We start from the raw sequence: 14,121 nt of genomic DNA, 5'->3' as shown, positions 1-14,121 counted from the left end.
TGCTGGTTCGGGGACCGCCGGTGCGGCGGCTCCGGTCGACGGTGTCCGCGTTCACTTGAACTCCGGCTCGCGCCAGTGCGGGAAGATGGCGGGCAGGTCGGCTTCGACCGTCCGCACGAACTTGGCCGGTCGTTTCTCGAGAAAGGACGTGATGCCCTCGTGGGCATCGCTGCTCCCGCCCTGCAGTGCCATGCCACGCGATTCGGCAATGTGTGCATCCATCGGGTGCGTGGCTCCGAGCATCCGCCAGATCAGCTGTCGCGTCAGCGCAACCGACACCGGGGCGGTGTTGTCGATGATCTCGACGGCAATCGCGCGCGCCTGGTCGAGCAGTCGATCTTTCGGATGGACCGCCGACACCAGCCCCGCCTCCAGCGCCTCCGCTGCCGAGAACATCCGTCCGGTGTACAGCCACTCAAGCGAGCGCTGCACCCCGACCAATCGCGGCAGGAACCAGCTCGAGCAGCTCTCCGGGACAACACCTCGGCGGGTGAAGGGCATCGCGAATCGCGCGTCCTCGGATGCCAGCCGGATGTCCATCGGCAGCGTCATCGTGGTGCCGACGCCCACCGCGGGGCCGTTGATCGCGGCGATCACCGGCTTCGTGGAATCGAAGATTCGCAGGGTTGCCACGCCGCCGCCGTCGCGTGGGACGTCGTCCCCAAATTCGCCGTAGTCGAATCGTGCACCGCCGCCGGAGAGGTCCGCTCCGGCGCAGAACGCTCGGCCCGAGCCGGTGACGATGACGACCTTGACTCGGTCATCGGCGTCCGTCCTGTCGAAGGCCGTGACGATCTCGGCGCTCATCTGCCGGGTGAAGGCGTTGAGTTTGTCCGGCCGATGCAGGGTGATGACGGCGATGCCGTCCGCGATCTGGAGTCGAATCGTGTCGAATTCCATCAGAGTGTCCGTTCGGTGTCGGAGCCTGCCGCGTCGCGGACATGGCGGCCCAGGTTGCGTTCGTGAATTTGGGATGCTCCCTCGTAGATCCGGAGGGCCCGGACGTCGCGCCACATGCGGGGGACGGGGCTGTCTCCGACGATCCCCTCGCCGCCGAGGATCTGCACCGCCCGGTCGGCCACCCGGCTGGCCATCTCCGTGCAGTAGTACTTGGCGGCCGCGATGCGGTGCCGGGGAATGGACTGTCCGTGAAATGCACGGGCGCAGTCGAGTACGAGGGCACGGCCAGCCTCGAGCTCGGCGTAGCTCGATCCGAGCATCGCCTCGATGCTGCCGAATTCGCCGATGGGGCGGCCGAACTGGGTTCGGGTGGCGGCGTGGCGTGCCGCCTCGTCCAGGATCCGTGTTGCCTGCCCGACTGCGGTGGCGGCGACGTGGATCCGGGCATGGTTGATCCCGCGCATCGCCAACCGCAGACCGGCTCCCTCGACGCCGCCGATCAGCGCGGTGTCCGGAACGACCACCTGGTCGAATCGCAGCTCGGCGACCGGGGCCTCGGCGTGCCCGTTCATCCGATCGGGCAGGCTCGCGCTGACTCCGGGCGTGTCCGCCGGCACCAGGAAGGCGGACACCCCCGGGGCGCCGGCGCCGCCGGTGCGGGCGAAGACCACCAGCAGATCGGCCCACGCGCCGTTGGTGATGTACCGCTTGGTGCCGTTGATGACGAAATGGTCGCCGTCGCGCACGGCGGTGGTCCGTACCGCCGCGGCGTCCGAGCCAGCGTCCTGCTCGGTGAGCGCGAACGCGGTGACGCATTCGCCTCGTGCCATCGGCGCCAGATGGCGTTCACGCTGGGCGTCGGTGCCGTAGTCGAGCAGGATCTGGGACGACAGCCCGATGGTGGTCGAGAACCGCGACCGGTACACGCAGGACGCCCGGGTGAACTCGAACGTGAGCAGCACCTGCTGCTCGACCGTCCATTCCAGGCCCGCCCAGCGTCTGGGCAAGGTGATTCCGAACAATCCGAGCGATGCCATCTGCTCGACGAGGTCCGGGGGCACCTCGCCCTTGGACACCATCTCCGGCTCGCGGGTGATCAGCTCCTCGTCGGTGAACCGGCGGATCCGGTCGAGGTATTCGTCGAAGGACAGCTCGTAGACGGGTGCCGCGATCATGCCAACTCCTCACCGGGGAACATCGTGTTCCCCCGTCGTGCCCGGTGTGCGGGTGCGCCGTCCTCGGGCGCGGCACCCGGATGGTGTTCGGTTCGTCCGCGTAGCGGGTGTTCGGGCGTCGTCATACCGTTCAGCCCAGCTCGCCCATGACCGCGTGCCCGCGAAGGAGGTTCCGTGCGATCGTCTTGCGCTGGATCTCGTCGGTGCCGTCGTAGATCCGGGCCAGACGCAGTTCCCGGTACCACCGTTCGATCGGAAGCTCGCGGGTGTAACCCATGCCGCCGTGAATCTGCAGGATGCGGTCGACCACCTCGTTCGCGACGGTGGCGCCGTAGAGCTTGGCCTGTGAATTCGCGTGTCGCGCATCCCTGCCCTGATCGCCTACCCAGGCTGCGTGCAGCGTCAGCAGCCGGGCCGCATCGACCTCGACCGCGGAATCGGCGAGCATCCACTGGATCGCCTGCCGTTCACCGATCGGTTTTCCGAAGGTCTGTCGGGTGTTGGCGTAGTCCACACCCATCTGGATCAGCCGATCGCAGGCGCCGATCGCCCGAGCCGGTACACCCCACCGGGCCTTCCCGATCCAATCCATCGCCAGACCGAAGCCGAATCCCAGTTCACCGAGCACATTCTCGGCGGGCACGCGGACGTCCTCGAACACCAGCGAGGCCGGACCCCACTCGCCCATGGTGTGGATGGGCTCGGACTTCCACCCCATGTCCCGGTCGACCAGGAAGCAGGTGATGCCGCCGTTTGCACCCCGATCCCGGTCGGTCACCGCGAAAACCATCGCGAAATCGGCCTCGTTGCCCTGCGTGATGAACACCTTCTCACCATTGATGATCCAGTCGTCGCCGTCCCGGCGCGCCGTCGTGCGGATCGCGGTCGCGTCTGACCCCGCTCCCGGCTCGGTGAGCGCGAAGCACGAGATCCGATCGCCTTCGATGGTGGGGAGCAGGTACCGCGCGCGCTGATCGTCGTTGGATCCGTACAGAATGTTGTCGGCGCTGCCGCCGAACCTGAATCGGATGAAGCTGCGGCCCAGCTCCATCTCGATCACCGCCGCCATCACCGCGCTCAGGTTCATGCCGCCGAGTTCCTCCGGCGTCTGCACGCCCCAGAACCCGGCTTCTCTGGCCTTGAGCTGCAAGGACCGGATGGTCTCGGGCTCGACACCGACCTGGCCTGCGCGTTCGTTGCGCAGTGCCTGTTCCTCCAGCGGCCTGATTTCACGGTCGACGAAGGTGCGCACCCACATCTGGATGTCGCGCTCTTCGACAGTCAACGAGAAGTCCATACTTCGTTCTCCCAATGATCCGGTGGTGTTTCTGTGAATGCGGTGGCGCGGCGATCCGATCTTCGACCGGTCAGGCTGGCGGGTAGATCGCTGACGCTCGAGAGTGCCGAAAAATGCCGCCCTGTAATCAGACCGTGGACGGTCGAGAGGAACAAGACCGTGTCGGTGATGTGACGGATAGGCGGGGCCGATCGATGCGATCTCGATCACTTTCCGCGACCCGGCCGGTCACAGCGGCCTGCGCGCGAGACTGAATGTCTGCCCGGTCGGCCCCTGGGCGGGTCGGCCGGCGAGCCAGACGATCAACTCGGCAACCTCGTCCGGATGCTTCACCCGCTCCGCCTTCGACAACGCCGGGACCTCGCCGAGGCGAAAGTCGTCCCGGGTCAGGTCGGTCGCGACCGGTCCCGGCACGATCTCGTTGACGTCGATGCCGTGTCGCCACACCTCCTGCGCCAGGACCCGCACCAGGTGTGCGGCAGCGGCTTTCGCGGCGGCGTACGCCGATCCGCCAGCACTGGCGACGTGTCCGGTACCGGATCCGACGACGACGATCTTGCCCATTCCCTGAGCGGACATCGGCGGTATCGCTGCCTGAGCGCAATGGAAGACACTGGTGAGATTCAGGGCGATGGTCCGCTCCCATTCGTCCGGTGCGCTGTCCACCAGCCGCCCCGAGGTCAGGCCACCGCCCGCGTTGCAGAGCAGCACGTGCAGGCCACCGAATTCGTCGACGGTACGCGCGACCATCGCGGCCACCTGGCCGGCCACGGTGACATCGGCCGATATCGCGATCGCCCGACCCCCCTCGTTTCGGATCTCTCGGACCACGGATTCGACCTGGTCGGCCGTGCGGGCAGCCACCGCGACGGCGGCGCCGGCACGTGCCAACGCGAGCGCACCGGCACGCCCGATACCGCGGCCCCCACCGGTCACCAGGCAGGTGAGCCCCTCCAACGACGGTGTCATCGTCACGCATCCTTCCTCGACCTCGGCGCGGGTGCCCGCGCCGAGGTCGACGCAACCGTGTTCGGGCACGGCTGTCCAAGAGGGAATTTCGCCGCGGCCCATAGGCAACGCCCATCGATCGTGCCGACCGGGACCAAGGCGACGAAAGCCACACCCATCGATTCCGCCTATCGAGTCGATGAGAATCCGCTATTTGATTCCGCGGCGCCGCTGCTGTTGTCTCGACCGAAAGACGATGCGAGGAGATGGACCATGAAGGCATGGCGGGCCCACGGGGTGGGCGAGCCGAGGGCGGTCCTGCGGTTCGACGACCTGCCCACGCCCTCCCCGGGCCCCGGCGAGGTGGTGATCGACGTCGAATCGGCAGCCGTGAACTTCCCCGACCTCCTGCTGTGCCGGGACCTGTACCATCACCGGCCCGACCGGCCGTTCGGCCTCGGATGCGAAGCGGCCGGTACAGTGTCCGCCGTCGGGCCCGATGTGGAACTGACTGTGGGACAACGCGTAGTCACCGCGCCCATGAGCTACGGCTGCTTCGCCACCCGGGTCCGTGTTCCGGCCGCGACGGTGCTGCCGGTTCCCGATTCACTCCCGACCGAGCAGGCCGCCGCACTGTTCATGGCATATCAGACCGGTTGGGTCGGACTAAACCGGCGGGCGGGCCTCCGCTCCGGCGAGACCCTCCTCGTGTACGGCGGCGCCGGGGGCGTGGGCAGCGCAGCCGTCCAGATCGGGAAAGCCGCGGGTGCGACGGTGATCGCCGTGGCCGGCGGTACCCGGAAGGTCGAGGCATGCCGGCGTCTGGGCGCCGACGTCGTGATCGATCACACCCGCCAGGACGTCGTCGCGGCGGTGAAGGACAGCACCGCGGGCCGCGGGGTGGATGTCGTCTTCGACCCGGTGGGCGGACCCGTGTTCGACCAGAGCCGGCGGGTCGTCGCCACCGAGGGCCGGATTCTGGTCGTCGGGTTCGCGAGCGGTGAGCTTCCGGTGCTACCCGTCACCCATGCGCTGATCAAGAACTATGCGGTGATCGGCTTTCGCCTCCAACCCTTCCGGGAAGACCCCGCATATGTTCGGCACGTGCACGACGAGCTGCTGACGCTGCACGCCAAGGGTCAGATCACACCGCAGGTCCACGCCGTGATGCCGATGGCTGATGCACCTGCCGCGGTGGCCCGGCTCGCCGACCGTGAGATCGTCGGCCGCATCGTGTTGAGCAACTGAGGTCTCCGCGACCCGAGTTCTCCGCGTCGACCACCCACCGGAGCCAGCGGTGCGCAGTCGGTGATCACCAACACCGGATCGCGCATCGTGCGGGCAACGTCCACTACAACCGAACGGTCCGGTCATGCACGCCACGGATAGTCCCGGCCGCGAGTGAACTCTTCCCCGAACGACCACCAACGCGACCGTTGCCGACGTGGCGCCCGAGGTGGACGTCACCATAACCGCACTGGACCGGCAATATCCCTGCAGACGACCTGCTCGGGAACACCGTGCGAATGAGCCTGGATTTCCTCCATCAGACGGTGTCCTCAGCGAAGATCAAGGGTCGCTGATCTCGGAGATGTCCATGCCCGTCTCGGCACGACGGGCCGACGATCCTCTGACGCAGGGTGAGGCACAGCGTCTGGCTAGGGTTCAGCATTAGTTATCTTCGAGGTCCATCCAATGCGATCACCGCACCGGTCGGCGATCTGGCCCTGACAAGCAGTGCCGGACGCCTCCAACCGCCGGACGGATTTGCCGGAGCGTATGGCGATGACCGCCACCCGCGGTAATGACAGCATTCTCAACCCGCGCAAGTGCCGCCGCCGAGCCGTCGACACACTGCCTCGCGGCGGAAAGCGCGGGATTCGGTCACGGCTGCCGGATTGGTTGCGAGCGGCCCGCCCCGGCGGGGACCGGCGTCGTTTCACGTAGCGAGCGCAGGACCACCTCCTGTGTGGTCGTCGCGATCAATTCTCCCTGCCGGCTCCAGATTTCGCCGAAGGTGTGCCCACGCCCGTCCCCGGAGACCCGGCTGCGTTGGGTGTAGAGCATCCACTGGTCGGCCTGGCACGGCCGGTGAAACCAGATCGTGTGATCGAGCGACGTGCTGAATACGGTCGACGGATCCTGCGCCGTCGACGGGGAATGACCGATGACCGCTGTCCGGGCGAGCGCCAGATCCGACAAGAAGGTGAGCGCGCAGTCGTGGTCGGCGGGAGAGGAACGCAGGTTCTCCGCGAAACGGATCCACAGTGACCGGCGGGATTCGCCGGGTTCACGCGCCTGATGGGATTCCGCACGAATGGGTCTGATCTCGACGGCCCGCCCGACCGGTGAAGTCCTGTCCAGGTTCGCCCATGTCCGGTCCGAACCGGATCCGATCTCGTCGAGCAGCTCCGGCGCGGGCACGTCCGGCATCAACGTGTGGCGGGAAGAATCGGTTTCCGGCAGTTTGAACGATGCGGTCATCGTGAAGATGGCATCCGACTCCTGCCAGGCAGTGACCCCACGAAGATCGTAGGAGTTCCCGTCCCTGAGCCGCTGCACGACGTACCGGACCTCACGGTCCGGGCGGCCGCGGGTCAGGAAGTAGCCGTGCAGGGAGTGCACCGACCTGCCCTCCCGGATCGTGCGTTGCACCGCGGCCAACGCCTGCGCGGCGATGTGGCCACCGAATGCCCGACCGGGCGAGCCCTCACTGCATAGGCCGCGAAACTCGTCTGGGCCGACCATGTCGACGTGCAACAACTCGTGCATCTCGTTCCTTCACTTCACACCCCGATAGGGTTCGGGACGACGGTCCTCATCACTTCGTCCGGCCTCGGTTCTCGAAGATGTGATCCGGCCACCGTTTGTCGCGCCGGCCACGGCGCGGGACGGCCACATTCGTCGTGAACGACCGCGGTACCGCGGGCCATTCGAGCACCAACTCGCTTCCCACCAAAACCTCTTCCGCGATCGAAGTCCAATAGCGAATGCAGAATTGCTCGATCGTAAGTCGCTATCGCTCGGTTTCGACTGATTGCCTGTCCTCGACTCCCCTCCTGTCTGAGCGGAAGTCGGGCCTGGTCGGCGTCGGTCTGGATGGTCATCCATAGGCGGATCGAATCACCGTGTTCGCATTCGTGTCTTGGTGCCCAGCGCGCTGTGCTGATTGATTTGAGGGTGAATGGAACCGAGGTTACGAAGGAGCACATCATGCGGGATGCCGTCATAGTCGATGCGGTACGAACCCCGGTCGGGAAGCGCAACGGATCACTGGCCGGGATTCATCCCGCAGACCTGTCGGCGCACGTGTTGATGGCTCTGACAGCGCGGACAGGTGTCGATCCGGCGGTCGTCGACGACGTCGTGTGGGGGTGCGTCGGCCAGGTGGGAGACCAGGCGAACAACATCGGTCGGAGCGGTGTCCTCGCCGCCGGCTGGCCCACTTCGGTTCCGGCGACCACGGTGGATCGGCAGTGCGGCTCCGGCCAGCAGGCGCTGCACTTCGCGGCGGCCGGGGTGATCGCCGGCCAGTACGATGTGGCCGTTGCCGGTGGTGTGGAGTCGATGTCGCGGGTCCCGATGGGTTCGAGCCGCCAGTCCGGGCAGCCGTTCGGGCAGACCGTTCTGGACCGGTTCGGGGTCGAGACCTTCAATCAGGGAGTCGGCGCCGAGATGATCGCCGAGAAATGGGGGTTCACCCGTCGGCAGCTCGACGAGTACGCGGCGTCGTCGCACGCGAAGGCCGCCGCGGCAGTCGATTCAGGAGTCTTGGCAGCTCAGATTGCCGCTCTGCCCGGGGTGTTGGACATCGATGAGGGCATTCGCCGGGGCACCACTACCGACACGCTCGCCGGACTGAAGACCTCGTTCAAGGAGGACGGGGTCATCCATGCCGGCAACGCCTCGCAGATCTCCGACGGTGCCGGAGCGTTGCTGGTGACCACCAGTGAGAAGGCACACCAACTAGGTCTGACCCCGATCGCCCGAGTTCATACCGCCGTGATGGCGGGGGACGACCCGGTCATGATGCTGACCGGTCCCATTCCCGCAACCGCGAAAGCGCTCGAACGATCCGGCCTGTCGATCGCCGATATCGGTGCATTCGAGGTGAACGAGGCGTTTGCGTCGGTGCCGCTCGCATGGCTTGCGGAGACGGGCGCCGACCCGACTTTGGTGAATCCGCTGGGCGGGGCGATTGCGGTGGGGCACCCGCTCGGCGGTTCCGGCGCCGTCCTGGCAACGAGGTTGATGCATCACATGCGGGACAACCGGATTCGGTACGGCTTGCAGACGATGTGCGAGGGCGGCGGCATGGCCAACGCCACGATCCTCGAACTGCTCTGACAACCTACTTCTTGTCGAACATCCGGGGACTGAACAATATGCGGAATCGGTAGGGCACAGAGCATGATTGGAGAGAACCGACATCGGCGTCCCGCGGCGGTGTACTCGGTTGGGGAGGAGCCGGACGTCCGTTTCTCGCTCGCCAATGAGCGCACCGCTCTGGCGTGGGTCCGAACGGCCCTGGCCCTGGTCGTCGGTGGGGTCACCCTGACGACCCTGGCGGGCCTGACACGGGCCACGATCGTCGTTCACGTGGTCGCGATCATCGCCTGTGGTACCGGCGGCGCACTCGCGGTCGCAGCGCTGTGGTCGTGGCGGCGCAACGAACGAGCTCTCCGACTCAATCAACCCCTGCCCGCGCCGCTGCCGCTCCCCTGGCTCGTCGGCGGCGTCTGCGCCCTGTCCGTCGGACTGGTAGTCTTCGGCGTCGCCGCCACCCTCCATCGGTTATGACCACTGACCCCGGGCTGCAACCGCAGCGCACCGCACTGGCCTGGCAACGAACCGGCCTCACCGTTCTCGCCGCCTCCGCAGCAACCGGATTCGCAGCGTTCCGGCAGGGCGCACCAACACTGGTGGCTTGCGCACTTGGCGCAGGCATCATGCTCGGCTATCTCGGGGTCCGGCATTTCCCCCAGGGCCTCGACCGACAACACCACCAACACTCCATTTGGCCCACCCTGGCCGGCACTGTCCTGCTGGTGACGATCATCGCCCTGGTCGGTGCAGCGCTCGCCCTTACCTCCCTCCTCGCTCCAGGCGAATGAGCGGACCCGGGGCCCCTCAACCTGGCGTCTCGCTCACCACCTTGAGTGTCAGGGCGACGCTGCTCCGCCGGCTGACCGACTCGGCCGTTCCGGGTGATGCCGGCGTCGACCGTGATGACGGCGAGCACGGTCGTCCTCCAGATGATGGCGACCTGGACTCAGCACTCGTGTACGGCGCGATGCCGTATGAGGTATCAACGTCGGGCGTGGCCTGCCTGCCCATTGCGCCGAGGCGGGGGACCGCCGCAGGGCGTAGCGGCAACAACGCGTTCGCTGTGCCGTTGAGACAAGATTCGCGGTGCGGTGCCGATTTGGTACACGCGCGGCGAAATTCGCAGCCACCGAGGCGCGCTCCAGAGTCCAACGCAGATTTCGACCGACGTCGGACAGCCCGTCGCGGGCGACTCCGCCGGGACGAGCATCCCAATGTTTCACCGCGGCCAGCGCCACTGCATCGACACCGGTGCCGGCCGGCCGGCCGCGCGAGAGTGCAGCGGGCGACCTGTTCGCCGACGCGGTGAATCTCTCTGTTCCGGCTACCAGTCGGTGACGATGAACGCCTTCGGCACCGCAGCGGAATGGCGAGCTTGAGCATCTACACCTGCTTCGGCAGCAAGGTCGAGGTTCTCCAGGCGATTCTTTCTCGCGGCACCGAGTCCCTGCGGATGGGGTTGATCGAGGCCCTTGCCGGTGCTCGATCCCGCGAGGACGCCCTCACTCGGGTGGTGCACTCGTAGGCCATGGAGGTATCGGCGGGCGACAGTGCCATCGGCATCCTTATCGCGGTGGCGACCGGCCTACCCGAAGAAACGCGATCGCACGCACGTAAGGCACAACGGGAGTACATCGACGTCTGGGTGCATCTCCTCGGTACCGACACCACGAGACCCGGACTACGTGCGCGCTGCAATCGGGTTGGTCAACGACGTTTCCCGGTTGCGGCATCTGCAGGCCCGGCCGCGGTGCCAAGACGAGATCGAGTACCTTGCGCTACGACGACGCGGGTGCGCGCAGGATTGCCGAAGTGGTGACAGCGGACAGGCCGCCGATTATCGACTCGACGTTCTCCTTCTCCACGAGGAAGCTCTTGCGACAGCGCACGCTTTGAGATGGGCGTGAGGAAGATTTCCTCCTCGGGAGGTGGGCACTTCGGGTCGGAGTACGCAACGCGCACTGCGGCAATCGTGAAGTAGAACAGGTGGACCCTGGAAGGACAACCCTTTCGGACGAGCAGCAAGAGGAACCATGCGTAACCGAGGAGTGATCGTCGCGATCGGCCAAGCTCGCAGTTCGCATTGCTTTGTGAATATGCAATAATTGAAGAATCTTGACCGTGCGTGCTGGGGTGCTCCTAGGAAGGGGATCGGTTGTGGCGACTCGTCGACATAGCGATCGCAAGCAGCAAATCCTCGCTGTTGCGAGCGAATTGTTTCGCGAGCACGGGTATCACAATGTATCGGTCGTCGACGTGACCACCAAGGTCGACATCTCCGCGTCCGCACTCTATCGGCACTATCGGAACAAGCACGACCTGCTCTACTACGCCGTTCTCTCCGGACTCGATTCTCTCCAGGAATCGGTCTCCGGTTCGACCGACCTGGACGCGCTGTTGTCGACGCTGTCGGTGACCTCGACCGGACGCCGCGGCCTGCCCATCCTGTGGCAACGCGAGGCTCGCTACCTCGAGGGCGAGCCGAGAGCGGACCTGCGCACTCGGCTGCGGGCGGTGACCGTGGAGGTGTCCCGACGGATCGCGGTGGAGCGCCCCGACCTGTCCGCCGCCGATTGTGAGTTGCTCGCCTACTCGGTCCTGGCACTGTTCAGTAGTGTGTCCGGACACCGCGTCACCTTGCCGCGGCGCCGCATGCAGGCGCTGCTGCGCTCGCTGTCCGAGCGCGTCGCTCGGTGCCCACTCGGGACCGCCCCGCAGGCGGCGGCTCCGCCTGTCGCCGGGGTGGCGATTCCGTTGTCGCGGCGGGAACAACTGCTCACCGAGGCTATCCGCTTGTTCGACGAACGCGGGTATCACACGGTGAACAACGAGGACATCGGTGAGGCCTGCGGGATGTCCGGGCCGAATGTGTACAACCACTTCGACGCGAAAATCGATCTCCTCGTCACTGCGATCACACGGGGCTTCGACCGCCGCGGGCTGGCTGCGCGGCAGGGGTTGGCTCGGGCCACCGGATCTCGGGAGGCGTTCGGGAACCTGCTCCGCGCACATATCGCGTTCGCGCTCGAGGACGGTCATCTGATCGGTGCGATGGTCACCGAACTCGGCCATCTCCCGGACAATGTCCGCAGAGCGTGCGTGCAGGAGCAGCGCGACTACCTCGATCTGTGGGTACGGGTGCTCGACGCGGTGCGCCCCGGACTGGACGAGGCGCAGGCACGGATCACGATCAGCGCGGCGATGACCATCGTCGCGAATGCCGCCCGCACCGGTCGTTTTCGTCATCGCACGGATCTGGCGGATCGACTCGCGGAGATGTGCACGGCCCTGTTGCTCGACACGTCGGCGCCGGACGAGGTGGTCGCCGTCGCCGGTACGGCGACGACGGTCGGCTGAAGGCCCGGCACCGCGCCGTGCCGGGCCCTTTGGTGCCGTTTTTGGTAGTTGCGGTGGCTACGGCACGAGTGCCGGTTCCGGGGTGGTCGTCGATCGACGTGTGCGCAGCAGGACCTCCTGGTTGACGGTAGCGACCAGGGTGCCGTTCTTGGTCCACACCTGACCGGTGGTCAGCCCGCGGCCGTCACCGGAGGTCGGGCTGTGGTGGACGAACAGGAGCCAGTCGTCGGCGCGGCAGGGCCGGTGGAACCAGATTGCGTGGTCGAGGGAGGCGAGATACAGGTTCTGTGCCGGTGTCCCGGTTGTCCCGGTTGCGCGCAGGTGTCCGAGTGCGGCGGTCCGGGCCACGGTCAGGTCGGAGCAGTAGGTGAGCGCCGCAGCGTGCACGGCGGGGTCGTCCGGCATGCCGGAGGCGATCCGGAACCACATGCGCTGGTGCTGTCCGCCGGTTTCAGCGCCACCGCCGCCGTCGTCGGCGTCTCCGAGCACCGGTCGGACGTCCACGACCCGGCGGATCGGTGAGGCGGGGTCGATGCCGGACCACAACCGGTCCGCGGCCTCGCTCTGAGTGGTCAGTGCCGTCGGATCGGGTGCCGGTGGCATGACGATGTGCCGGTCCGCGTCCTCCTCCACCTTTTTGAACGACGCGGTGAGCGTGAACAATTCGTCCCCACGCTGACGGGCTGTGACGTGCCGTAGCGCGTAGGTGCCGCCGTCGCGCAGGGTCTGTACCTGGTACTGCACTTGTTCGTCGGGGCGGCCCATGCTGAGGAAGTAGCCGTGCAGTGAGTGCACCGCCCGCTCGGGGTCGACTGTGCGGTGGGCGGCGAGCACCGCGTGCGCGGCGATGTGGCCGCCGTATGCTCGGCCACGCCCCCCGGCGGCGCAGACGCCGAGGTAGGTGTTCGGGCGTGGATTGTCGAGATGCAGGACTTCACGCATGACGGGTGGTCTCCTACAGTCCGAGTGACTTGGCGATGATGGTCTTCATCACTTCGCTGGTGCCGCCGTAGATTCGGGAGACCCGGGTGTCGGCGTACAGGCGGGCGATGGGGTATTCGAGCATGTATCCGTAGCCGCCGTGCAGTTGCAGGCACTTGTCGATGACGCGGCCGGCCATCTCGGTGCAGAACAGTTTGCAGTGGGCTGCGTCGACGGCGGTCAGTTCGCGGGCGTCGTCAAGTTCGATCGCCTTGTCGACCATGGCTTGGGCGGCTTGGAGTTCGGCGGCGCATTCGGCCAGGACGAACTTGGTGTTCTGGAAGGCGGCGACGGGTTGGCCGAACACGTGCCGATCACGGGTGTAGGCGAGGGCGTGTTCGATCGCGGCGCGGGCGGTGGCGCACCCGCCGACGGCGATGGCGAGACGCTCGCGGGGCAGATTGTTGCCGAGGTAGGAGAACGCGGCGCCTTCCTCGCCGAGCAAATCGGATGCGGGAACTTCGACGTCGCGGAACGAGACCTCGCAGGTGTCGCTGAATTTGAGGCCGATCTTGTCGAGTCGACGACCGACCTCGAATCCGTCGGAGGTGGTGTCGACGACGAACAGGGACAGTCCTCTGCGGCGGTCGGCGGAATCGGCGGGTGCGGTGCGCGCCACGACGACCATGAGATCGGACTGAGAACCGTTGGTGATGAAGGTTTTCGCGCCGTTGAGGATGTAGTGGTCACCGTCGCGGCGGGCGGTGGTGCGGATGGCGGCGAGGTCGGATCCGGTGCCGGGTTCGGTCATCGCGACCGCGAGGACCGTCTCACCGGCGGCGCAGCCGGGCAGCCAGCGTTTCTTCTGCTCGTCGTCTGCGAGCGTGAGCAGGTAGGGCAGCACGATGCCGGTGGTGACACCGTAGTTTCCGAGTGAGACCCCGGCGAGGGCGGCTTCTTCGGTCATGATGGTGATGTACTTGTAGCTGGTGGGTCCGGTGCCGCCGTACTCGACGGGGATGTCGAAGCCCATCACCCCCAGTGCCCCGAGTTTGCGGTAGAACTCGTGCGGGGCATAGCCCTGTTCCTCCCACTTGGGGAATTCCGGCACGACCTCCCGTTCGAGGAAGTTGCGGAACATCGTCCGGAAGTCCTGGTGCTGGTCGTCGAATATGGTGCGCTTCATGGGAAGTCTCC

Annotated in this window: 14 protein-coding genes; 6 read left to right on the top strand and 8 right to left on the bottom strand. The window is 66.5% G+C overall.

What is annotated here, in order from left to right; all coding sequences use genetic code 11:
- Positions 1-51: 51 nt before the first annotated feature.
- From ACFVJ3_RS15200 to ACFVJ3_RS15180, 5 genes are all read right to left on the bottom strand, one after another.
- Positions 52-900, bottom strand: coding sequence for a crotonase/enoyl-CoA hydratase family protein (locus tag ACFVJ3_RS15200; protein WP_378452801.1), 849 nt, complete (start codon positions 898-900; stop codon positions 52-54).
- Positions 900-2,075 carry an acyl-CoA dehydrogenase family protein gene (locus tag ACFVJ3_RS15195; protein WP_378452800.1) on the bottom strand — a complete coding sequence of 392 codons (1,176 nt, stop codon included), beginning with the start codon at positions 2,073-2,075 and terminating at the stop codon, positions 900-902. Before ACFVJ3_RS15195 ends, ACFVJ3_RS15200 begins: the two co-directional genes overlap by 1 nt.
- Positions 2,072-2,200 (bottom strand): hypothetical protein, encoded by a 129-nt coding sequence (locus ACFVJ3_RS15190; RefSeq protein ID WP_378452799.1) that lies wholly within the window; start codon positions 2,198-2,200, stop codon positions 2,072-2,074. Before ACFVJ3_RS15190 ends, ACFVJ3_RS15195 begins: the two co-directional genes overlap by 4 nt.
- 5 nt (positions 2,201-2,205) lie before the next feature.
- A complete protein-coding gene (locus ACFVJ3_RS15185; protein ID WP_378452798.1) occupies positions 2,206-3,360 on the bottom strand; it encodes an acyl-CoA dehydrogenase family protein in 1,155 nt (384 codons plus the stop codon).
- 240 nt (positions 3,361-3,600) lie between these two features.
- Positions 3,601-4,410, bottom strand: a complete 810-nt coding sequence (locus ACFVJ3_RS15180) for an SDR family NAD(P)-dependent oxidoreductase (protein WP_378452797.1) — start codon at positions 4,408-4,410, stop codon at positions 3,601-3,603.
- A gap of 183 nt (positions 4,411-4,593) precedes the next feature.
- Here ACFVJ3_RS15180 and ACFVJ3_RS15175 point away from each other — a divergent pair, with 183 nt between their 5' ends.
- A complete protein-coding gene (locus ACFVJ3_RS15175; protein ID WP_378452796.1) occupies positions 4,594-5,568 on the top strand; it encodes an NADPH:quinone oxidoreductase family protein in 975 nt (324 codons plus the stop codon).
- Between the two features lie 636 nt (positions 5,569-6,204).
- Here the strand turns inward: ACFVJ3_RS15175 and ACFVJ3_RS15170 are convergent.
- On the bottom strand, positions 6,205-7,092 hold the full coding sequence (locus tag ACFVJ3_RS15170) for an acyl-CoA thioesterase (RefSeq protein WP_378452795.1): 888 nt from the start codon (positions 7,090-7,092) through the stop codon (positions 6,205-6,207).
- Positions 7,093-7,533: 441 nt separating this feature from the next.
- Between ACFVJ3_RS15170 and ACFVJ3_RS15165 the strand changes: the two genes are divergently transcribed.
- From ACFVJ3_RS15165 to ACFVJ3_RS15145, 5 genes are all read left to right on the top strand, one after another.
- A complete protein-coding gene (locus ACFVJ3_RS15165) occupies positions 7,534-8,667 on the top strand; it encodes a thiolase family protein (protein ID WP_378452794.1) in 1,134 nt (377 codons plus the stop codon).
- 63 nt (positions 8,668-8,730) lie between these two features.
- The gene (locus ACFVJ3_RS15160) at positions 8,731-9,120 is read left to right on the top strand and encodes a YidH family protein (protein ID WP_378452793.1); all 390 of its coding nucleotides are present in this window, start codon (positions 8,731-8,733) and stop codon (positions 9,118-9,120) included.
- Entirely contained in the window at positions 9,117-9,434 is a 318-nt protein-coding gene (locus ACFVJ3_RS15155; RefSeq protein WP_378452792.1) for a DUF202 domain-containing protein, read from the top strand. Before ACFVJ3_RS15160 ends, ACFVJ3_RS15155 begins: the two co-directional genes overlap by 4 nt.
- Positions 9,435-10,012: 578 nt before the next feature.
- Positions 10,013-10,171 carry a hypothetical protein gene (locus ACFVJ3_RS15150; protein WP_378452791.1) on the top strand — a complete coding sequence of 53 codons (159 nt, stop codon included), beginning with the start codon at positions 10,013-10,015 and terminating at the stop codon, positions 10,169-10,171.
- Positions 10,172-10,767: 596 nt separating this feature from the next.
- On the top strand, positions 10,768-12,003 hold the full coding sequence (locus ACFVJ3_RS15145; protein WP_378452790.1) for a TetR/AcrR family transcriptional regulator: 1,236 nt from the start codon (positions 10,768-10,770) through the stop codon (positions 12,001-12,003).
- A 57-nt stretch (positions 12,004-12,060) separates the two neighbouring features.
- Here ACFVJ3_RS15145 and ACFVJ3_RS15140 read toward each other — a convergent pair whose 3' ends face one another.
- Positions 12,061-12,945: an acyl-CoA thioesterase gene (locus tag ACFVJ3_RS15140; RefSeq protein ID WP_378452789.1), complete on the bottom strand. Its 885-nt coding sequence runs from the start codon at positions 12,943-12,945 to the stop codon at positions 12,061-12,063.
- 13 nt (positions 12,946-12,958) lie between these two features.
- Positions 12,959-14,110, bottom strand: a complete 1,152-nt coding sequence (locus ACFVJ3_RS15135; protein ID WP_378452788.1) for an acyl-CoA dehydrogenase family protein — start codon at positions 14,108-14,110, stop codon at positions 12,959-12,961.
- Positions 14,111-14,121: the final 11 nt, after the last annotated feature.

The sequence above is a fragment of the Rhodococcus sp. NPDC127593 genome, assembly GCF_042671975.1.
In the GTDB taxonomy this organism is placed as follows: Bacteria; Actinomycetota; Actinomycetes; order Mycobacteriales; family Mycobacteriaceae; genus Rhodococcus_F.
This window is presented reverse-complemented; position numbering and strand designations above follow the sequence as displayed.